The following is a 20,055-nucleotide window of genomic DNA, read 5'->3' on the forward strand; positions in this document are numbered from 1 at the left end:
AGAACGCGTACTGTGTATAGACATTGTATACAGGACCGCAACCGCCATGAGACTCGTCGCGATCCTCAGGGATCGCCGTTTTATACTTACCTTACTACTCGCCTGGGTCTGGCTTTTGCTGATCCGTGCTGGTCTGATCCTGCAAAGCGGGGTGTGGCCGAGCCCGGTCGGAATGATTGCGGGTGATCTAACCGGCGCTTTTGTTCTCGCCATACTACTGACGATATCGCGAGGGCCTCTACGAGCAGCGCTGATCGTATTGCTCGGCTGTGCCGCCTACGTAGCAGGAATGCACCTGACGGCACACGGCACTTTGTTTCAACTGGCCTTCGCAAGCAAGGGCATGGATCCTACCTTTATAAGCGGCAGCCTGCTCAATGCCTATCTTACCCTGCTACCGCTCTATCTTTTCCTCGCCTGGGCACTACACCGGCTACACCGGACAGTGGTTCCGAGACCGCCCAGCGGATCCGTCGGCCTACTTGCATCCGGTATATCGGTGCTGCTGGTATACGCCATGTCATTTCCAAGCTTGACCACCCCGGCCAATAACGTAGTGGCCAGCGTACTGGCTCAGGTTCCAGGCACCGTCATTAACCCGCTGGGTATAGCGATCGGCGATGAAGCAGTTGAGATGGCCGGAACCCCGATTAATAACCCTGAGAGAGGAATCAACTTCTTCCACCAGCGCGTCGCAGCCAGCTCTGTAGACAAGCCTCCCAATGTACTGCTTATCATGATCGAAGGTTTGTCGGCGGGCTACTTTCCGGATATTAGCCGGTACCACGACCTGCAGCCCCTTATTACTCTGGGCGGCCTGGAAAGCGTACTGAAAGCACAGGGGTTCAGGATGTACCGCAATCACCTCAGCCTGGAGCGCCAGACGGACCGCGGCACGTTTTCAATTGTCTGTGGACGCTATCCGGATTTCCGCAGAGCCTCCAAAAAACTCCTCGACGTAGCTGAGGAGCGTGCCGCTCCGGACTGCCTGCCCGCCAAGCTCCGCGACGCCGGTTATCACACTGCTTACTGGCAAGCAGCGCCGACCAGCTACATGCAAAAAGATGAGTTCATGCCGAAGGCGGGGTTCCTGGACGTGACAGGTGCGGAAGCGTTCAATAGCGCCGAAGACATAGAAGGCTGGGGCCCGGCTGATCCGGTGTACTTTCCCAATGTTGCCGAGCGCATGAAAGAACTGGACCAGAGCAATTCACCCTGGTTTGTTACACTTCTCAACATTGGCACTCATCACCCCTTCGATATCGGAGAGGAGGCAGAACAGAACCTGGAGAACGCACAGGCGAACAATGCGGAAGGCCCTACAGAAGTAGCTTTGCTGCAGCCCCAGCAGGCTCGACGCGATGCCATGAAGGTTATGGAGAATTCCCTCGGCCACTTCCTTGAGGAACTGGCTGCCAACGGAACACTGGACAATACCCTTGTAATACTGACGTCAGATGAGTCGGGGGGCTTTGTGCGGGCAGACCATGAAACCCTGCCTCTGAACAGCAATCTGGGTATGCTTGCGGTTCGCCCGCCAGACCCGAAGGATCTTCAAGGGTATGCACGCGCAAATGCCATCACGGCGCAACTGGATATCCCCCTGACCATTCTGGACGCCACCGGTCGTGGCAAATACGCAGGCGATATGATTGGCCGCAGCCTGCTGGTCCGAAACGATCAGAAGCCCAGAGATATACTCCTGGCGGACACCTATACCGGGCTCAAGTATTTTCTCAGGGAGAAGGGAGAATTGCTGGCGTGCACGGAACTGCTCACCCGCTGCACTTCATGGGCGTTCGACCCTGACAGGGTCTTTGGATCTTTCAGGGAAGCAGACAAGCCTCCTTTTCTTACGCTGGATGAACGCTTGGCGCTGTTTAAAAACGCAACCACGCTGACCCCGACTGAATAACACCTTATGCACGTCAATCGGCATTCAAAACTCTGAAATCCCTGATCCATGAAAACGTCGATAGCCAGCACACTGAACATTCTTAACCTCCATCGCCGGGCGCTCCTGACGTTCTATCTGTTTTTTTCCGGCCTTGCACTGGCCATCATCACACCATCCCTCACATGGGCCTTGGCCTCATTGCGGCCTGTGACGGGAGATGGTGCCATCAGCACCGGTGGGATCATCGAATTTCTGGTGTCCCCTGGAGGTATTCTCTGGGTTGTGGTCAGCCTGAACCTGGCCGCACTGACGTTCCTGGTGCAACAGGCCGGCATCACACTTATTGCGGCAGCGCCGCAGCACCAGCCGTACCGGACGGCCCTGCGCGCGCTATGGGGAATAACCCGCAGCTTTCTGCCTTTGATAAAGCTGACCCTCCTCCAGGTGTTCACACATCTGATGATCGCTCTGCCTTTCCTTGCTGCCACCGGGCTCGCATGGTCATGGCTGCTTAACCTTTACGATCCGTATCTGCTTCGCATCGAAAAGCCACCCGAACTCTGGTGGTTTATCGCCTGTGCGGCTTTCTCTGGCCTTGGCATTCTTTTGTGTAACGGCTTTCTCTACCTGCGCTGGATATTGGCCGTACCTTGCCTGATGCTGCAAAGCTTTTCGCCCGCCGAGGCGCTTCACGAAAGCACACGGTTGACCCGTGGGCACAAAGGGTATGCCAGCGGGCTGCTGATTTGTGGGCTGATTGCCATACTGTCACTGCCCGTTCTGGTGACCTTCGCTTTCGACCAGATTGCTGCAGGCATCTTTGCTGCTCTGCAAGCTCACAAAGACATGCTTGCTACAGCGGTGCTGGTCCTTATCGCTGCCTATATTCTCATGGGTATTGCGGCGACGTTTCTGGGCGTCTCAGTTTATGGTGCGTTCGTTGTCAGCCTGTACCAGAAGACAAGTGGTGTCGTGTCTGCAAAGCGCCTCACCGTTCCGGAACATGCCGGGCTCAAAGCCTGGACGGCGGAACTCCTTGTGGTCGTGCTCGCCCTGAGCCAGGCCTGGCTGGTGGTTAGCGCACTGGAGCAAAGGGAGGATGTCAGCATTACAGCGCACCGAGGCAGTTCGTTAAAAGCGCCGGAGAACACCCTCAGCTCCATTGAGCAGGCAATAAAGGATGGTTCAGACTATATCGAAATCGACGTGCAACTGACCGCAGACGGCGTACCGGTTCTCTGGCACGATGCCGATATGAACCGGATTTTTGGTTTGAGAAAGCGAATCAGCGATGTGCGTTATCAGGATATGCGGGATCTTGATGCCGGGAGTTGGTTCAACACCGATTTTGCGAAAGAAAGGATTGCCACGCTGGCTCAGGCTGTGGAAACTGCGGACGGGCGGGCAAAGCTCTTTATCGAGCTGAAACCTGACCGCAACACGCCGCACCTGACGCAAACCGTCGTCGAGCTTCTCCAACGTATGGAAGCAGTCGATGGAACAATCGTTGCTGCCGCAGACTGGCTCACTCTTCAAGAAGCAAAAAGACAGGAGCCTCGACTGAAAACAGCACTGATCGCACAGTTTGTGATGGGGCCATTGTGGGCGGATAACTACGACATACTGGCCCTGCGCGCAAACCGCGTAACGCCGGCGACCATTGCAAGAGCCCACCGGGCGGAAAACGAGCTTCATGTATGGACCGTTAACCATCCAGAAGCGATGTCACGCTTTATCGATATGGGTGTGGATAACATTATTACGGACCGCCCAGAGGTGCTTGCCGACATCCTTCAGGAACGGAAAAACCTGTCCGATACCGAGTTGCTGGCAACCAAACTCCACAACTGGCTGCGTTGATGCGCAGATAAAATAGTCTAATCTTGAATCGACACTCGGCCATAACTGCCCCAAGCAAGGAACGCAAATACATGAAGCAACACCCTACCCGTTATGCATTTTTAACAACATGGCTGGCCGGGGTTCTTCTGCTCTGTTTTTCCTCCCTCGCTGTTCTGGCCGAAGACACCAGCGAGAAAGCTACCAAGCAACCGGAAGAAGCACGCCCGGCGGTGCAACCGGAATTAGAGGCCAGCACGGACGCACCTCCGGAAATCAAACTGCCTGACGCGATCAATGCTGACATACAGGAGCAGATTCGTGCACTGCAGACAGCCCTTGAACAACGCCAGGCTGCGGTTAGAGAGAGCCAGGAACGGTTGACCTACGCCGAATCCATTTTGTCCCGCCTGCAGGATGAGTATAAGAGTTTTGAACTGAGGTTGGAGAAGGCCGGGCTCAATCTGACCGCCAGCTATGCCGATCTTTTGAAACAGAGGCTTGAGCGTCTGCAAAGACAGAGCATTGCCAGCGACCTTATCGAAGGCATTGAAAACAAGCTCTCCTCTGCAAGAGAGGAACAACTGAGGCTGGAAGAGTTTGAAGCAATAGCAGAGCCGGGTAGCGATGCGCGCGGCCAACTGCGGAGCCTTCGCTCCAAATTGCTGCGCGAGTTGCATAAAGCCGTTACCGAACACATCGATGTGCTCAATGAATACTACAGTACGGTGACGACTCTTCAGGATCAGGTTCAGGAATATCAGAAGCTCTTGCAGCAACGATTATTCTGGCTTCCCAGTGCAGCCGCCGTCAGTGCAGAAACCGCCGGGGAGCTTTACGAATCTGCCAGGTGGTTTATCTCGCAATTGCGTTTTGATGCATTGAGCGAAGCCATTACCCGCTCTGTGAGTGAGCGCGGAATTCGCACAGGGTTGGTGGCACTGCTTCTAATCGTGCTGCTGCTAAAGCGCAAGGCAATCAAAAACAACCTCCTGGATAACAGCCGCCATATCGGAAACGTTGGCCACGACCGAACCGCTTTTACCCTGCAGGCACTGATCAACAGTATTCTGCTGGCATTACCGGGGGTTCTTGTTTTTTCTCTGACTGCTTTGGTGCTGATGGATGGCAGCGCATTTTACTCTGCGCTTTCGAAAGGCGTTACGGCGGCCGCCTTTGTTATGTTTTTGCTCGCTTTCATCCGCAATGTGGCCCGTAAAAAAGGGCTTGGAGAAAGCCACTTTCACTGGAATACCAACTCCCTACTGGTTATTCGCCGGGAACTGCCCCTTCTTATGGTGTTTGTTATTCCAGTGGTCGTTATTACCACTTCAACAAGCTCAACGCCTGAAGGCACCCGATTTGATGATAGTCTTGGCCGACTGCTATTCACCCTGGTTTCCATCGCACTGGCCGTATTCGCGCAGCGACTCATGAAAGCAGTGCGGGCTTACAAATCCCACAGTAACTTTTTGCTACTCCTTCATGTTATTGCGGTTGCGGCCCCTCTTATATTGGCCTCAGCATCCTTGATCGGCTACCACTACACGGCCCTGCAGCTTGAGCGCAATCTGTTCATCAGCATCTGCTGGCTGGCCTTTAATTCACTACTTTACTACGTGGGCTTACGGGCACTTTCCGTGCGTGAGCGCAGGCTCACCCTCGAGCGTCTCCAGGAACAACGCGTTGCTGAACGCAAGGCAGCGGAGGCCAAAGAGGCCGCCGATTCATCCAGTGAAAGCGTGCCTCAGACCCTGGATATGCCTGAAATGAATCTCAAGGACATCAGCCAACAAAGCTCTTCGTTGCTAAAGATTGTGATCTCTGCTCTCGCCATCACTGGCCTGCTCCTCCTCTGGGCCGACGTGATTCCAGCGCTTCAGTTGTTTAACAACATCACCTTGTGGTCCATCGCTACCGACCTACAGGGCGGCGACCCGCTACCCATCACACTTGCAGATGTGCTGCTCGCTCTGCTCGTAGCAGCCGGCACTGTTCTTGCGGCAAAAAATCTCCCAGGGACCCTGGAGGTAACGATACTGAGCCGAATGAATCTGGAACCGGGCTCCGGCTACGCCATCACAACAATCACCACCTACGTTCTTGTACTCACGGGCGTGGTGGTCTGTCTTGGCGTGATAGGTGTTCAATGGTCCAAACTACAGTGGCTGGTCGCAGCACTCGGGGTGGGACTTGGCTTTGGATTACAGGAAATCGTCGCCAACTTTGTATCTGGCATCATCCTCCTGTTCGAACGCCCGATCCGGGTAGGTGATACGGTGACCATTGATGGCATTACCGGAACGGTCTCACGCATACGTATTCGCGCCACGACACTAGTGGACTGGGACCGGAAAGAACAGATTATTCCCAACAAAACCTTCGTTACTCAGGACCTGACCAACTGGACTCTGTCGGATCCAATTACCCGCGTCATTCTGCGTGTGGGCGTTGCCTATGGCTCCGATGTTGACAAGGTGCAGGGCATACTTCTCCAGTTGGCCCGCGATAATACGCGAGTGGTGGATGACCCGGTACCTGAGGTTTTCTGCGTCGGTCTTGCAGACAGCAGTATTAGTTTCGAGGTAAGGGTGTTTGTAAAAGATCTGGTGGACATCATGCCGCTATCTCATGAAATACACGCAGGCATTACTCAGGCGTTAATGGAGGCTGGTATCGATATCCCCTACCCGCAGCGGGATATTCATGTACGCACTCTTCCTGATACTCTTCCGGGCACTCGACCAGCCCCCCAATAAGGTAGGTCTGGCCGAGTGCCTGCCAACAAGTAACGGTTTATTAATGCTGCAGAATCTGCTGCAGAAACTTCTGTGTGCGTGGCTCCTTGGGCTTGCTGAAAAATTCCGTGGGCGGAGCCTCTTCGACAATCTCGCCGGCGTCCATGAAGATCACACGGTCCGCGACCGTTTTGGCAAAGCCCATTTCATGGGTCACGCAGATCATGGTCATGCCGCTACCGGCAAGCTCGATCATAACGTCGAGAACTTCTTTGATCATCTCCGGATCAAGCGCCGACGTGGGCTCATCAAACAACATGATTTTGGGCTTCATGCACAAAGCCCTCGCAATGGCCACACGTTGTTGCTGGCCACCTGACAGCTGCCCGGGATACTTGGTAGCCTGGTCCGGAATCTTTACCCGCTCAAGGTACTCCATGGCAGCTGCTTCGGCTTCCCGACGAGGTAACTTGCGCACCCATATAGGCGACAGACAGCAGTTTTCCAGCACGGTGAGGTGAGGAAACAGGTTAAAGTGCTGGAACACCATGCCCACTTCCCGGCGCACTCTGTCTATATGACGGACATCATCGGTAAGCTCAACGTCATCAACAATGATCCTACCCTGTTGATGCTCTTCAAGGCGATTGATACACCGGATAAACGTGGATTTGCCTGAGCCGGACGGGCCACAGATTACAATGCGCTCGCCCTGATCAACCGCCAGGTTGAGGTCTTTGAGCACGTGAAAGTCGCCATACCACTTGTGCATACCTTCCACACGGATAATGCCCGGCTTTTTCTCCGCCTGTGTTTCTGTAGATTCGGAATGTTGCGTCATAGTTTTACCATCAGGTTTTGTGGCCGGTATCGAGTTTGCGTTCGAGGTTCTGGCTGGAGCGGGAAATCCCGAAACAGAACACCCAGAAACAGAAGGCCACGAAGACATAGCCCTCTATAGCGACGTTTTGCCAGGCCGGGTCTGCTATCGTTGACTGAACCGCGCCGAGAATATCGAACAGGCCAATAATCAGCACCAGGGTGGTGTCCTTGAACAGTGCGATGAACGTATTCACGATGCCGGGAATAACCAGCTTCAATGCCTGGGGCAGAATAACCAATCCCATCTTGCGCCAATAGCCAAGGCCCAGGGCGCCAGCCGCCTCATACTGCCCTCGAGGGATAGCCTGAAGCCCGCCCCTTATGACCTCTGCCATGTAAGCCGACTGCCACAATGTAATGCCAATCAGTGCCCGCACCAGCTTTTCGAAGCTTACCCCCTCCGGAAGAAACAAAGGCAGCATCACTGAGGCCATGAACAACACCGTAATCAGCGGCACGGCCCGCCAGACTTCGATAAACACCACGCAGAGGCCGCGAATAATAGGCATGTCCGATCGGCGCCCGATGGCAAGCAGAATTCCGATAGGCAGAGAGGCCAGGATTCCGATATAAGCCAGGATGAGTGTGAGCATGAGACCGCCCCACTTTGAGCTTTCCACTTCTTCCAACCCCAGAATTCCTCCCGGGATCAGCATGTAACCAATTATCGGCAGGCCTGTCATACCGAAGATTCCGAGCCATTTACGGCCAGGGAACCCTTCAATAAATTGAGGCACGAACGCCAGAGCCAACAATGCGAACATGATATCGACCCGCCATTGAAGCTCGTCCGGATAGAAACCATAAATAAAGAAGTTCAGGCGCTGATTTACAAACAGCCAGCAAGCGCCCTCCCCCACGCAATCCCCTGGGCCGGCGCCCTCGAAGGTGGCGTCCAGAAACACCCAGTTCACCAAGGGTCCGACACTGGTAACCAGCAGGTAGCCAACCACCAGGGTCAGCAAGGTGTTATACCAACTGGAAAACAGATGCGTGCGCATCCACTTGACCGGCCCGGGGTTCTTTTTGGGTGGTTTAATCGTCGATTCGGTCATCATCGCTCCTTGATCTCCACAGCCCGGTTATACAGGTTCATGAGCAGTGAAATCAGCAGACTGATCGTAAGGTATACACCCATCGTAATGGCAACAACCTCCACCGCCTGACCTGTCTGATTCAGGGTGGTGCCCATAAATACAGAAACCAGGTCCGGGTAACCGATGGCTGTCGCCAGTGACGAGTTTTTAACGAGGTTCAGGTACTGGCTGGTGAGCGGCGGAATAATGACCCGCATCGCCTGGGGAATAACAATCAGCCTCAGAGTCAGACCATTTGGCAGACCGAGGGCCTTGGAGGCTTCTGTTTGCCCCTTGCTAACCGCCAGAATACCGGAGCGTACAATTTCCGCGATAAAGCTCGCCGTGTAGAGCGAAAGCGCAACCCACAGGGCCGCCAGCTCGGGGATCAGCGAAATACCTCCGCCAAAATTGAACCCTTTCAATGCAGGCAAATCCCATTCCAGAGGTTGGCCCGCGATTAGGAACGCGACAAGCGGCAAAAGAACCAAAAGCGCGATACTCACCTTGACTGTCGGAAAGATCTGGCCGCTCGCCTTCTGACGCTTTTTGGCCCAGCTCCGCAGACCAACAACCGCCGCAATGGCCACCAGAACGGCTCCCCAGACCAGCCCAAAGCCGTCCTGGGTTACCGGCCCGGGCAGATACAGCCCCCGGTTATTCAGGAAAAATGCGCCACCAATCTCCACACTCTGCCGTGGCGCTGGCAGGCTGGCGAGCACCGCGAAGTACCAAAAAAATATTTGCAGCAAAAGCGGGATATTGCGAATGACTTCGATATAAACCAGTGCGATTTTCGCCACCAGCCAGTTACTCGACAGGCGCGCAACGCCAACCAGGAACCCGATGATGGTTGCAGCAACGACACCCATGGCAGACACCAGCAGGGTATTGGTCAAACCCACCCAGAATGTGCGCCCGTAAGACATGGTTGCATCAAAAGGCACCAGATGCATGATGATGCCGAAGCCGGCAGTCTCATCAAGGAATCCGAAACCGGTGCTGATGCCCCGGCTTTCCATATTCGAGAGAGTATTGTCAATCAGAACCCAGCCGGCCCAGAACACTACAGCCAGTGTAATAACCTGGAAAAACAGCGCTCGGATGCGGGGGTCGTACCAGGGTTTGGGCCTGGCGGATCTGGAATCAATAGATTGTTTTTTCATGCCTTGTCCCGAAAAGCTTCCCTGCAATACACAGCGTCAGAGTTAACACCGGGTGCATTGCAAGAACACCCCCGGTGAAGCCTTTCAGGTATTAGCGCACTGGTGGCGCGTATATAATGCCACCATCTGTCCAGAGGGCGTTGATACCTCGCTCAAGACCGAGGGCCGTATCAGGGCCAACATTGCGGTCGTACATTTCGCCGTAGTTACCAACCTGCTTCACGATGGCATACCCAAAGTCATCCGGAACGCCCAATTTAGCGCCCATGTCGCCATCCGTTCCCAGCAGACGCTGGACATTCGGGTTATCCGACTTCAGCATGTCGTCCACATTGGCCTCGGTAATCCCCAGCTCCTCCGCGTTGATCTGAACGAACAATACCCACTTAACGATGTTGAACCACTCGTCGTCACCCTGTCGCACAACCGGCCCAAGAGGTTCTTTCGAAATCGTATTAGGCAGAATTTTTGCGGAATTCGGATCGGAAAGCTTGGATCGCAAAGCGGCGAGCTGAGACCGATCGGATGTCAGGACATCACAGCGCCCCGCAGCAAACCCCTGAACAGATTGCTCCGACGTGTCAAAAACGATTGGTTTGAAATCCATGCCTTTGGCACGGAAATAATCCGAGAGATTCAGCTCGGTGGTTGTTCCCGCCTGGATGCACACGGTGGCACCATCGAGCTGGGTCGCGTCATCTACGCCAATGTCCTTGTTAACAAGAAATCCCTGCCCGTCGTAATAGTTCACACCCGCAAAGTTAAGCCCCAGCGATGCATCTCGGGTAAGCGTCCAGGTGGTATTTCTGGACAGTATGTCAATTTCGCCCGACTGCAACGCAGTGAAGCGCTCTTTGGCGGTCAGGGGTGTAAATTCAACGGCCTTTGCATCTCCAAAGACAGCTGCAGCTACTGCCCGGCAGGTATCCACATCAATTCCCGTCCAGTTGCCTTTCTCATCCGGTTGGGAAAACCCAGGAAGACCACTGGTCACACCACACTGGAGGTGACCTTTTTGTTTTACGCTTTCCAGCGTTGTTGCTGCAAATACGCTGGTTGTCGTAAGCGCGCCTGCAACAAGCGCCATACCAACGGCTACGGATATTGCTTTTTTCATTGTTGTTTCTCCGAACGTCTGTTTGTTTTTACCTTCCAGACTCTCGTCACCGTTCGGGCTTACCTGAGACAGTGAGCCAGCCCTAAGCAAGCCACACGTCGCGAAATGCGACGCGTCACTTTTAGGCGGCAACATAGAGTCTTATTATTACAAGGTAGAACAAAGTTCGGAAATACAACTAATTATTAGGGGGTTTTTTCTGCAGAGTTGGGAACACCGTCGGGTTCCTTGTAGGTTTCCAGACGTTTCAGCCATCCTTTTAGCCAGCGGGTTCTCTCGATCGGATCGTCTGCGTTGTCAGCTCTTCGGGTCAGAACCTTGGCAGCTGCATCCCGAAAGCGTTCCAGCGCTATGGTTTCCGGGTTGGGCTCCATGGCCAGAAGAACCTGCCGAAGCCCCCAGCCCATACCGTTGTAGCACTCTGTGTCTGAAAGGCCCTCTCCCTTGAAGTTGACATAGTCCATCAATGCATAGATGCCACCCGGTGTAGCGCTCAGTGCCTCCAGATCGGCTTGTAGTTGTGATTTCCGGTCCGTGGGCACCGACTCAACGATCACTGCAAGGGAGGACTGAGCGCGACGGAAAATAAACTCTGCTTGAATTCCCTGAGTGCCAGCCAGAAATTCCCGAAGCTCGGCCACTCTGACTGAATTTTTGGCAGACTCAAACACTGCTTTGTCTCCCCAGGGAGCATCGAAAGGCTCAAGCTCCCTGAGCCATTCAGGCACCGGTGCTTGCCGCTGGATCATATATTGAATAAGTTTCGGGAAGCTCTCCACAAAAAGTTCATCTGCCCCTTCCGGGTACCATATAAAGTGCCCAATCCCCAGCGAGGGAAACGCCTCTCCATCATTCCAGTGAACAAGGCACTGAAACTGCCCATTACATTCATTGTTAAAAATCTGTTGCCCTACCCAGTCCATTTCGTCCGGTTCAAGCGCCAATAAAACGTCCTTTTGAACACCCTCTTCCGCTGCCCCCTTTGCCGCAACTCCAGCGGTATCCGTAGCTTGCGAAACCGAGTCACACCCACCAACGAGTATGATGACTGACAATACAATTAGCGCGAATTTTGCGTTATTCACTGAACCACCTCGTTATATCGACAGGTTGCCGGCTGGTGCATGGGTCAGGCTATTCAGCGAGGTGACCGGACAGCTCTGCCCGGATGTCATCAGGAATAGCGAGGGCTTTCTCTGAGTTATAATCAAAGTGAATCAACACCGCATTGCCGCGCGCAATCATCTTGCCATCTTGCCAGGCTTCCTGAACCACCTGAAACGAGCTGTTTCCTATTTTGCCGACGCCTGTACGAACTTCAACTGGCAGGTGCCAGTAGCTCTGTGCCACAAAGTCAATTTCCACACGGGCGATGATCAGAGGCCAGGTTTTCACGTCCAGGGTTGGGTGGAAGATCTTGAACAACGGCATTCTGGCCTGCTCAAACCAGACGGGCAGTGTCGTATTGCTGATATGACCCAAAGCATCTGTGTCACTGAAGCGGGGCTGAAGCTCATCGTAAAACATGCCATCTTTCCTGGTGGTTAAATCCAGGTACTATACACCCTATGTCAACGTTACATATCGAGTAGGGTGAGGCGTTGGCGGGTCAGATCGACCAACCCTAAGTCATCGTGCAACCAACGATTGGGCATGCATAGCTGACCAGTGGACTCCGCGCATTGTGCCAGTTTTTCATCCAGATCGATTTGAAGGGCGGTTGGTAACCCAACTGCCTTAATCGCCGGTGCAGGCGCTTTGGCAATCTACCGCTCAACACGGACTTACTCCCGAATACAGACCAGAGTGCGACCTCACCGTTTCCGGCGGGCACCGGCTCTGCACCCTCACCTCGTCAGGTGGTCAGACCGTGGCGATACGCCCGGCCAGAGGAGAGGAAGGGTCAGCCAGCTCGCGACGCGGCATTCGCCCTGCCAGAAACGCTTCGCGACCAGCCTGCACTGCCAAGCGCATGGCGCGGGCCATGATGACTGGGTCTGGCGAGTGAGCAATGGCAGAGTTCATCAACACGGCATCGCAGCCCAGCTCCATGGCAAAGGCGGCTTCAGAGGCAGCCCCAATACCGGCGTCAATCAGCACCGGCACGCTGGCACGCTCGATAATCAGGCGAATATTGTGCGGGTTCTGAATACCGCATCCAGAGCCGATCAACGAGCCTAAAGGCATCACCGCGCAGCAGCCCAGCTTTTCCAATTCCAACGCCACAATGGGGTCATCACTGGTGTAGGCCATCACATCGAAACCGTCGCGAATCAGCTCTTCCGCGGCCTTCAGGGTTTCTACCACGTTCGGATACAGAGTGCTGTCGTCGCCCAATACTTCCAGCTTAACCAAGTTGTGACCGTCCAGCAGCTCGCGGGCTAGCTTACAGGTGCGCACCGCAGAACGGGCGTCATAGCAGCCAGCGGTGTTGGGCAGCAGGGTGTAGCGATCGGGCGGTAACGCATCCAGCAAATTGGGCTCATCGGGGTTCTGGCCGATACTGGTGCGGCGTACCGCAAAAGTCACCACTTCGGTGCCGCTTTCGTAGAGTGCCCGTGCGGTTTCATCGTAATCTTTGTAGCGGCCGGTACCCACCATAAGGCGAGACTCAAACTGGCGCCCGGCTATGATCAGTGGTTTATCCACGGATTGCTTTGACATCTTTGTTTCCCATTTTTAACCATTTCCCGCCGACAACGGTGAGGGAATGGTTTGGTTGCGTATGTTTTCGTCGTGCTAACCACCACCGATGGCGTGAACAATTTCAAGCCGGTCGCCAGCGTAAAGCTGCCGTATTTGATGTTGGCTACGGGGCACAATTTCTTCGTTCAATTCCACCGCGACCCGCCGCAAATCCAGTTCACCGTTCTGCAGAAACTGGTGCACGGTGGTGGGGCCGGTCAGTAGCCTGGGCTCACCATTAACTGTGATTTCCATTACAAACCCGCCAGCCCGAAGTGAATGCACGCCATCACCAGCAGCAACAGGAACACAGTTTCAGCGACCATTAGAATCACCGGTTTCCAGCCCACCACCGCCAGTTTCTGAAATGACGTCTTAATACCCAGCGCGGCGATGGCCGTTACCAGGCACCAGCGCGACATGTCTGTGAACACATCGGTGACTGCCGGCGGAATCCAGCCCAGGCTGTTTATCAGCACCAGCACCACAAAAGCTACCAGAAAGCTCGGCAGAGCCGGCACTTTACCGCTGTCGGATTCCTGACGGCTGCGTCGAAACAAAAAGATGAACACCATCACTGCCGGCACCAGCATAGCCACGCGCAACAGTTTTACGAAGGTGGACACATCACCGGTGCCCTCAGACATCATATAGCCGGCGCCGACAACCTGAGCCACATCGTGGATAGTGCCGCCCAGCAGAATACCAGCATCAGTGTCGCTCAGGCCCAAGGCCGTCACAATCAGCGGGTAGGTAATCATCGCCAAGGTGGATAGCGTAGTTACCGCAACCACCGTCAGGATAGTGTTGCGCTCCTGAATTTCATTGCGCGGCATAACCGCCGACAGCGCCAAGGCTGCAGACGCGCCACAAATAGCCACAGAGCCACCGGTCAACAGCCCCATCTCGCGGCTAAGGCCGAGCACGCGTGCTAGTAAAGCGCCCACCGTAATGGTTAGGGTTACACCCAGAATAACCGTTAACACGGGGCCAATACCGAGCTCCGCAACCTGCTCAAGGGTGATACGCACACCCAGCAAAGCCACACCCAGGCGCAAAATGGTGCGCGAAGAAAATTCCACGCCGGCCAAGCAGTGGCCTTCTTCGGTCAGAAAGTGTAGTGTCATCCCGAACAACAGGGCGTACAGAAGTGTAGGGCCGCCATAGTGGTCAGCGATAAAGGTGGTGGCTAAGGCGATGGTGACGCAAATCATCACACCCGGCATGACCTTTTGCCCGGCGCCAAACAAACCCGGCAATGAAAATCGGGACAACTGGATACTCGACATACTCAATAACTCCCAAAAGTTTAGCGTGCTACCGGAACGACAACTACGGGCACTTTGGCCCGCTTGATAACGCCTTTGGTAACCTTACCGGCGTAGGTGGCCATGTAGGTTTTCTTGTTAGCGGCCATCACGATCATGTCGAATTCACCGCGGTTGGCAAAGTGACAGATCACCGACGCGGGATACCCCTCCAGCACGGACAACTCAATAACGCGATCTTTCATCAAATCTTTTAACTTCGGATTACGGCTCCAGAATGCCTCCAGTTCCGCTGCAAGTTCACTGCGACCCTGCGCGATGCGCTGATCCATCAGAGAACCCAGTACCTCGGGATCGCGGATATTGCTTCGCAGCGTGCTGAGCACGTCGTCTGACAGCGACTTGACCACGTGCAGGATGTCTAAACTGGCGCCGGTCGCGAAAGCCAGACGGATGCTTTGCTCTATGACGTTATCGCAATTGCCGCGCATACCAATGCTGCATAGAATGCGTTCAATGTTATGGCTCATGGTGTCTCCTTGGCGATTCAGGGTTGCCCCCTGAATCGCGGATAGCATTAATAACGGTGTTGCATCAGTAGCCCAGCATGCCGGGTAGCCAAAGTGACAGCTCGGGGATGTAAGCGATCACAAACAGAGCTGCAATAGAGGCCGCCGCGAAGGGCAGCGCCTTCATCGAAATTTCTTCGATCGATGCGCCGCCTATCCCCGAGGCGACAAATAGGTTTTCACCCAATGGTGGCGTCTGGAAGCCAATGGCCAGCGCGCACACCACAACGATACCCACGTGCACCGGATCCATACCCAGCATGTACATGATGGGCAGCAGTACCGGCGTCAGAATCATAATGGCCGCGAGGGTTTCCATGAACATGCCTACAAACAGCAGGAAGCTGATGATCATGGCCCAGATGGCATAGGTGTTGTCAGTCACACCGAGCATCACTTCGGCAATATGCGCCGGCACCCGGTTTTCTACCAACAGCCGGCCAAATACCGTAGCTGTGAACAGAATGAGCAGTACCCGTCCGGTAATCCAAGTGGTGGTTTCCAGCGTTCGCAGCGCCGATTTCAACAGCAGTTCTTTGTGCAGGAAAATACCCACAATCAGCGTGTAAACAATGGCCACAACCGCAGACTCAGTCGGGGTGAACAGGCCGGTGTAAATACCTCCCAAAATAATGATGGGTGCCAGCATGGACCAGAAACCCTTGCGCAAGGCCATCCGGATATCCGTAAAGGACCATTGGTCGCTCAGCCCGCGGTAGCCGCGTTTACGTGAAATAATATAGTTGACGGTCAACAGGAAGCCGGCAATCACCATTCCCGGCACAATACCGGCAATAAACAGTTTGGGTATAGACAGGGTTTGGAACTCACCGTGAAGAGCAATAGCCTCAGCCGGTGGCTGCAAGCCCATGCCGGAAATACCGAAGATCACCATTGGGATAGACGGCGGAATAACCACGCCCAGACCACCGGAGGAGGCGGTAATGGCCGATGCGTAGCCACGGTCGTAGCCGCGATTGGTCATGGCCGGAATCATCAGCATACCCACGGCTGCAGTGGTGGCAGGGCCGGAGCCAGAAATGGCGCCGAAGAACATACAGGCAAACACCGTGGCCGCAGCCAGCCCGCCAGTCATCGGGCCGGCAAAAGCTTCAGCAATATCCACCAGCCGTTTGGAAATACCCGCTGCCTCCATGAGCGCACCAGCCAAAATAAACGCCGGTAGTGCCATCAGCGGGAAGGCACCCACCGAAGTAAAGGACATTTGCACAAAAGCTAGAGGGTTTTCACCCAGAGCCAGATAGGTTGCCAGCGCGGCAACACCCAAAGAAATGGCGATGGGCGCACCCAAAACCAACAGTAAAAAGAACGCACCAAAAAGAACATAAATCAGTGTAGATTCCATGCTTATTTCTCCCCCGCGGCCTCGTGGTTAGCGTTTTCTTCTTCGCCTTTTTTCAGGCTCTCAAGAGCCTTGGCTTCGGGGTCGACAAGATCTACTTTTTTAACAAAGCGCAGGTAATTGTTCTGGATGATGCGCAGAGTCATGGCGGTAAATGCGATCGGCAGAATAAAGTAAAAATATTTCATTGGAATACCCATGGTCTGGGATTTCCAGAACAGGTTCATTTTGTTAAACACAAAGTCGTAGCTCAGATAAACAAAGACGGCGTTAAAGCCGATCCAGATAATGTCGGTGAGTACCGCGCAGAACGTTTCTACCCAACGCGGAAACAACTTGAACTGAAAGGTAACCCGGTTGTGGGCCGACATTTTGGTGGCATAAGCCGCGCCCAGATAAGCAAACCAGACGAAGGCATAGGTTGCCAGCTCGTCACCCCAGGGGATTGAGTAGCTGAATATATTTCTCAGCACGATCTGGAGAAACAACAAAACAACAAAGGTGACCAGGAGAAACTGACACAAGTAGTTCTCAAGGTTTTCGATTATTTTGAATAGAATGTTCTTCATATCAGTGACCACCTGATGAAAGACCCCGAAAACACCACCCAGGCGGGCCGGGTAGGCCAGCCTGGGGGACCGCGTATTTTGCACGGGTTTACGGTTTACTTGGCGGGTGCGGGCTCGCGGCCCAAAACACTCAACACATCATCAAGCTTGTCCTTGCCGCCGATGCTGTCGTAGAAGCGCGGCCAAATGCTCGTTGCCTGTTCAATCCACTCTTTTTCATCGTTCGCAGGCTGAACAATGGTCATACCTTGTTCTTCGATCAGACGCTTTTTGATGCCTTCTTCACTGGCCAACAAGTAGTCATAGCTGTGCTGTGTTGCGGCTTTGCCGGCTTCGATAACAGTAGTCTGCATTTCCGGGCTTAGGCTCTGGAACGCGCCCTCACCCATAATCAGCGGCTCCAGCGAGAACACGTAGCAGCTGTCGGTGATGTACTTCTGAACTTCGTAGAACTTCATAGCGTCGATGGTGATGTACGGGTTGTCCTGGCCATCAACAACGCCCTGCTGCAGAGCGGTAAAGGTTTCAGACCACGCCAGCGGGCTTGGGTTAACGCCCCATGCCTGATAAGACGCAATCATGATTTCGTTTTTCGGTACCCGAATCACCAAACCGTCCAGATCTGACGGCGACGCCACCGGTTTAGCCGAGTTGCTCAGGCGACGGCAACCGGAATAGGCCCAACCCAGAATACGCACCCCGGCGTCGCGAATGGTGTTTTCGGTCATCTGCTGGCCCACATCACCCTGGGTTAGCAGCTTGGCGTCTTCAGGCCCCCGAATCACATACGGAAGAGTCATAACGCCAACGGTAGGGGAAAACGGCGTGATGTTGTTAATAGCAAGAATGGACAGGTCAAGAATGCCCATACTGGCGTTGTTGATGGTGTCCTGTTCACTACCAAGCTGACCATTGGGAAACAGATTGATATTCACTTTGCCATTGGTGCGCTTATTCATCTCCGCGGCAAAGGTTTTCCCAAGCTCATACTGGGTACCACCGGCAGCATCGCCAATGGCCATTTTCCAGGTAGCGGACATAGCGCTGGCGCTGAACGCTAAGCAGGCGGCAGATACGACAACAGGAAGTGTCAGTTTGTGTGTGCGCATAATAATCTCCAAGCCTTGTTGTTGTTGTGACAGTCATTGCCAGCGGGTGTTTTGATAACGCCTGTCTGACCTTGACATTTGAACGCGTCTATTATTGTGTTGTTACTGCAACATTAACGACTGACACTTCTTTTTTACGCACTCATTCTTATAATCCATAGAGCCAGCCAGCAACCTTGTATTGGGCCAGTCTGAAGGATGTTCTAAAAAACTCTAGTCGTCTCAAATACTTGTCAATTACAACAACCGTGCGATAATCGATCATAATTCTCATTATCCAAAAAAAGAACAGAGCTCCGGCACCATGCTACTTTTCCATTTAGACTCGAAATTACCAGAGAGTCTGCAACGCCAACTGCGCGAACAGATCGCCAACGCTATTCTCGATGGCCAGATTCCTCTGGACAAAGCCCTGCCTTCCAGCCGCAAACTGGCCGATGAACTGAAAATAGCAAGAAACACCGTCGTTCTGGCTTATGAACAGCTGTTAGACGACGGTTACCTGATTTCCAAAAGTCGCAGCGGCTTCTTTGTAAACGCCGACGTGCTTGAAGGTCGCGCTGAAAAACCCATACGGCTGAACGACATAGAAGCCGAACCCATGCCCTGGGAAACTCTGTTAACGGCCCGCCCTTCCCGCCAGCAAAGCATCCGCAAGCCCAGCGATTGGCATCGTTACGACTACCCATTCGTATATGGCCAGCTAGATCCAAGCCTATTCCCCACTCAGCACTGGCGCGAATGTAGCCGCGATTCCATGAGTGTGCCGGCCATTCGCAGTTGGTCTGTGGATCACTTCAGCGAAGACGACCCGCTGCTGATTGAGCAAATTCGCACTCGCCTGTTGCCCAGGCGTGGAGTGTGGGCCAAGCCGGAACAAATATTGATTACCGTTGGTACCCAGCAGGCGCTATGGACCGTGGCCCAACTGTTGTTGAAACCGGGCCGACGTTTTGGCATGGAACATCCGGGCTATGTGGATATGTACAACATTGCTCGCCTGCTGACCGACAACATTCAATTGTTACCAGTAGACGCCCAGGGCATGCGCCCAGACGACACCATCAGCGATTGCCAGCTGGTTTATGTAACGCCCAGCCACCAATGCCCCACCGGCGCCACCATGCCACTGGAACGGCGGCGGCACCTGCTGGACCTGGCGGAAATGAACAACTTTCTGATCATCGAAGACGATTATGACAGCGAAACCAATTACCAGAGCAACCCTACGCCGGCGCTGAAAAGTCTGGACCGTCACGACCGGGTTATTTACGTGGGCAGTCTGTCGAAAACTCTGTCACCCGGTCTTCGCCTGGGCTATATGGTGGCCCACCCCACGTTAATTCGTGAGGCCCGCGCTATTCGCCGGCTGATGCTGCGCCACCCGCCCACCAACAATCAGCGCTCGCTGGCACTGTTTCTGGAACGGGGCTACCACGATGTACTGCTGCGCCAGGTTCACCGTACCTTCAAGCGGCGCTGGCAGCGCATGAGCAAAGCGCTGCAAACCCACCTGCCTAAGTTCATCACATCGTCTAACCTTGGTGGCACCAGCTTCTGGCTGAAAGCACCGGAAGGTCTGGATTTTCGCAAACTGCAGGCGTTGGCCAGAAAGCAAAGTATATTGATTGAGTGCGGGGATATTTATTACTTTGACAAGGCGTACAGTGGGTACTTGCGCTTGGGTTTTTCCGCCATTCAGGAAGATAAAATCGAGCCAGGTCTGGAACGCCTGGCGCGATTAGTGCCGGAGGCAATGCGCGAACGCTGATTCGGT

General features: G+C 54.1%; 17 protein-coding genes. 4 read left to right on the forward strand and 13 right to left on the reverse strand.

Annotated features, from left to right (window positions below):
- Window positions 1-46 precede the first annotated feature (46 nt).
- The 3 genes from ACN0V1_RS07280 to ACN0V1_RS07290 all read left to right on the forward strand — a co-directional run bounded on the left by ACN0V1_RS07280 (window position 47) and on the right by ACN0V1_RS07290 (window position 6,495).
- Window positions 47-1,915: an LTA synthase family protein gene (locus ACN0V1_RS07280; RefSeq protein ID WP_417544354.1), complete on the forward strand. Its 1,869-nt coding sequence runs from the start codon at window positions 47-49 to the stop codon at window positions 1,913-1,915.
- 48 nt (window positions 1,916-1,963) lie between these two features.
- Complete coding sequence (locus tag ACN0V1_RS07285; RefSeq protein ID WP_417544355.1) at window positions 1,964-3,757, forward strand: glycerophosphodiester phosphodiesterase family protein; 1,794 nt, start codon at window positions 1,964-1,966, stop codon at window positions 3,755-3,757.
- Between the two features lie 71 nt (window positions 3,758-3,828).
- Window positions 3,829-6,495: a mechanosensitive ion channel domain-containing protein gene (locus ACN0V1_RS07290; RefSeq protein ID WP_417544356.1), complete on the forward strand. Its 2,667-nt coding sequence runs from the start codon at window positions 3,829-3,831 to the stop codon at window positions 6,493-6,495.
- A gap of 40 nt (window positions 6,496-6,535) precedes the next feature.
- Here the strand turns inward: ACN0V1_RS07290 and ACN0V1_RS07295 are convergent, their stop codons facing one another.
- The 13 genes from ACN0V1_RS07295 to ACN0V1_RS07355 all read right to left on the reverse strand — a co-directional run bounded on the left by ACN0V1_RS07295 (window position 6,536) and on the right by ACN0V1_RS07355 (window position 18,278).
- Window positions 6,536-7,315 (reverse strand): amino acid ABC transporter ATP-binding protein, encoded by a 780-nt coding sequence (locus tag ACN0V1_RS07295; protein ID WP_417544357.1) that lies wholly within the window; start codon window positions 7,313-7,315, stop codon window positions 6,536-6,538.
- Window positions 7,316-7,325: 10 nt separating this feature from the next.
- Window positions 7,326-8,411, reverse strand: coding sequence for an amino acid ABC transporter permease (locus tag ACN0V1_RS07300; protein WP_417544358.1), 1,086 nt, complete (start codon window positions 8,409-8,411; stop codon window positions 7,326-7,328).
- Window positions 8,411-9,598: an amino acid ABC transporter permease gene (locus ACN0V1_RS07305; protein WP_417544359.1), complete on the reverse strand. Its 1,188-nt coding sequence runs from the start codon at window positions 9,596-9,598 to the stop codon at window positions 8,411-8,413. Before ACN0V1_RS07305 ends, ACN0V1_RS07300 begins: the two co-directional genes overlap by 1 nt.
- A gap of 91 nt (window positions 9,599-9,689) precedes the next feature.
- On the reverse strand, window positions 9,690-10,715 hold the full coding sequence (locus ACN0V1_RS07310) for an amino acid ABC transporter substrate-binding protein (RefSeq protein WP_417544360.1): 1,026 nt from the start codon (window positions 10,713-10,715) through the stop codon (window positions 9,690-9,692).
- 185 nt (window positions 10,716-10,900) lie between these two features.
- Complete coding sequence (locus ACN0V1_RS07315; protein WP_417544361.1) at window positions 10,901-11,800, reverse strand: hypothetical protein; 900 nt, start codon at window positions 11,798-11,800, stop codon at window positions 10,901-10,903.
- 49 nt (window positions 11,801-11,849) lie between these two features.
- Window positions 11,850-12,242 (reverse strand): acyl-CoA thioesterase, encoded by a 393-nt coding sequence (locus tag ACN0V1_RS07320; protein WP_417544362.1) that lies wholly within the window; start codon window positions 12,240-12,242, stop codon window positions 11,850-11,852.
- Window positions 12,243-12,578: 336 nt separating this feature from the next.
- Window positions 12,579-13,379 (reverse strand): thiazole synthase, encoded by an 801-nt coding sequence (locus tag ACN0V1_RS07325; RefSeq protein WP_417544363.1) that lies wholly within the window; start codon window positions 13,377-13,379, stop codon window positions 12,579-12,581.
- A 75-nt stretch (window positions 13,380-13,454) separates the two neighbouring features.
- Window positions 13,455-13,655 (reverse strand): sulfur carrier protein ThiS, encoded by a 201-nt coding sequence (thiS, locus tag ACN0V1_RS07330; RefSeq protein WP_417544364.1) that lies wholly within the window; start codon window positions 13,653-13,655, stop codon window positions 13,455-13,457.
- Entirely contained in the window at window positions 13,655-14,674 is a 1,020-nt protein-coding gene (locus ACN0V1_RS07335) for a YeiH family protein (protein WP_417544395.1), read from the reverse strand. The genes thiS and ACN0V1_RS07335 overlap by 1 nt, the downstream gene beginning before the upstream one ends.
- Window positions 14,675-14,709: 35 nt before the next feature.
- Entirely contained in the window at window positions 14,710-15,198 is a 489-nt protein-coding gene (locus ACN0V1_RS07340; protein ID WP_417544365.1) for a universal stress protein, read from the reverse strand.
- A 64-nt stretch (window positions 15,199-15,262) separates the two neighbouring features.
- Window positions 15,263-16,603, reverse strand: coding sequence for a TRAP transporter large permease (locus tag ACN0V1_RS07345; protein WP_417544366.1), 1,341 nt, complete (start codon window positions 16,601-16,603; stop codon window positions 15,263-15,265).
- A 2-nt stretch (window positions 16,604-16,605) separates the two neighbouring features.
- A complete protein-coding gene (locus tag ACN0V1_RS07350; RefSeq protein ID WP_417544367.1) occupies window positions 16,606-17,169 on the reverse strand; it encodes a TRAP transporter small permease in 564 nt (187 codons plus the stop codon).
- A 95-nt stretch (window positions 17,170-17,264) separates the two neighbouring features.
- Window positions 17,265-18,278, reverse strand: a complete 1,014-nt coding sequence (locus ACN0V1_RS07355) for a TRAP transporter substrate-binding protein (protein ID WP_417544368.1) — start codon at window positions 18,276-18,278, stop codon at window positions 17,265-17,267.
- Window positions 18,279-18,582: 304 nt separating this feature from the next.
- Here ACN0V1_RS07355 and ACN0V1_RS07360 point away from each other — a divergent pair, with 304 nt between their 5' ends.
- Complete coding sequence (locus ACN0V1_RS07360; RefSeq protein ID WP_417544369.1) at window positions 18,583-20,049, forward strand: PLP-dependent aminotransferase family protein; 1,467 nt, start codon at window positions 18,583-18,585, stop codon at window positions 20,047-20,049.
- The last annotated feature ends 6 nt before the right edge of the window (window positions 20,050-20,055 follow it).

Origin of the sequence: Marinobacter sp. (genome assembly GCF_048266785.1) — a bacterium.
Classification (GTDB): Bacteria; Pseudomonadota; Gammaproteobacteria; order Pseudomonadales; family Oleiphilaceae; genus Marinobacter.

Excerpts from the sequence above, each read along its gene's own strand:
- ACN0V1_RS07280 (WP_417544354.1), top strand. The coding sequence starts at position 47 with ATGAGACTCGTCGCGATCCTCAGGGATCGCCGTTTTATACTTACCTTA.
- ACN0V1_RS07285 (WP_417544355.1), top strand. The coding sequence starts at position 1,964 with ATGAAAACGTCGATAGCCAGCACACTGAACATTCTTAACCTCCATCGC.
- ACN0V1_RS07290 (WP_417544356.1), top strand. The coding sequence starts at position 3,829 with ATGAAGCAACACCCTACCCGTTATGCATTTTTAACAACATGGCTGGCC.
- ACN0V1_RS07295 (WP_417544357.1), bottom strand. The coding sequence starts at position 7,315 with ATGACGCAACATTCCGAATCTACAGAAACACAGGCGGAGAAAAAGCCG.
- ACN0V1_RS07300 (WP_417544358.1), bottom strand. The coding sequence starts at position 8,411 with ATGACCGAATCGACGATTAAACCACCCAAAAAGAACCCCGGGCCGGTC.
- ACN0V1_RS07305 (WP_417544359.1), bottom strand. The coding sequence starts at position 9,598 with ATGAAAAAACAATCTATTGATTCCAGATCCGCCAGGCCCAAACCCTGG.
- ACN0V1_RS07310 (WP_417544360.1), bottom strand. The coding sequence starts at position 10,715 with ATGAAAAAAGCAATATCCGTAGCCGTTGGTATGGCGCTTGTTGCAGGC.
- ACN0V1_RS07320 (WP_417544362.1), bottom strand. The coding sequence starts at position 12,242 with ATGTTTTACGATGAGCTTCAGCCCCGCTTCAGTGACACAGATGCTTTG.
- ACN0V1_RS07325 (WP_417544363.1), bottom strand. The coding sequence starts at position 13,379 with ATGTCAAAGCAATCCGTGGATAAACCACTGATCATAGCCGGGCGCCAG.
- thiS (WP_417544364.1), bottom strand. The coding sequence starts at position 13,655 with ATGGAAATCACAGTTAATGGTGAGCCCAGGCTACTGACCGGCCCCACC.
- ACN0V1_RS07340 (WP_417544365.1), bottom strand. The coding sequence starts at position 15,198 with ATGAGCCATAACATTGAACGCATTCTATGCAGCATTGGTATGCGCGGC.
- ACN0V1_RS07345 (WP_417544366.1), bottom strand. The coding sequence starts at position 16,603 with ATGGAATCTACACTGATTTATGTTCTTTTTGGTGCGTTCTTTTTACTG.
- ACN0V1_RS07350 (WP_417544367.1), bottom strand. The coding sequence starts at position 17,169 with ATGAAGAACATTCTATTCAAAATAATCGAAAACCTTGAGAACTACTTG.
- ACN0V1_RS07355 (WP_417544368.1), bottom strand. The coding sequence starts at position 18,278 with ATGCGCACACACAAACTGACACTTCCTGTTGTCGTATCTGCCGCCTGC.
- ACN0V1_RS07360 (WP_417544369.1), top strand. The coding sequence starts at position 18,583 with ATGCTACTTTTCCATTTAGACTCGAAATTACCAGAGAGTCTGCAACGC.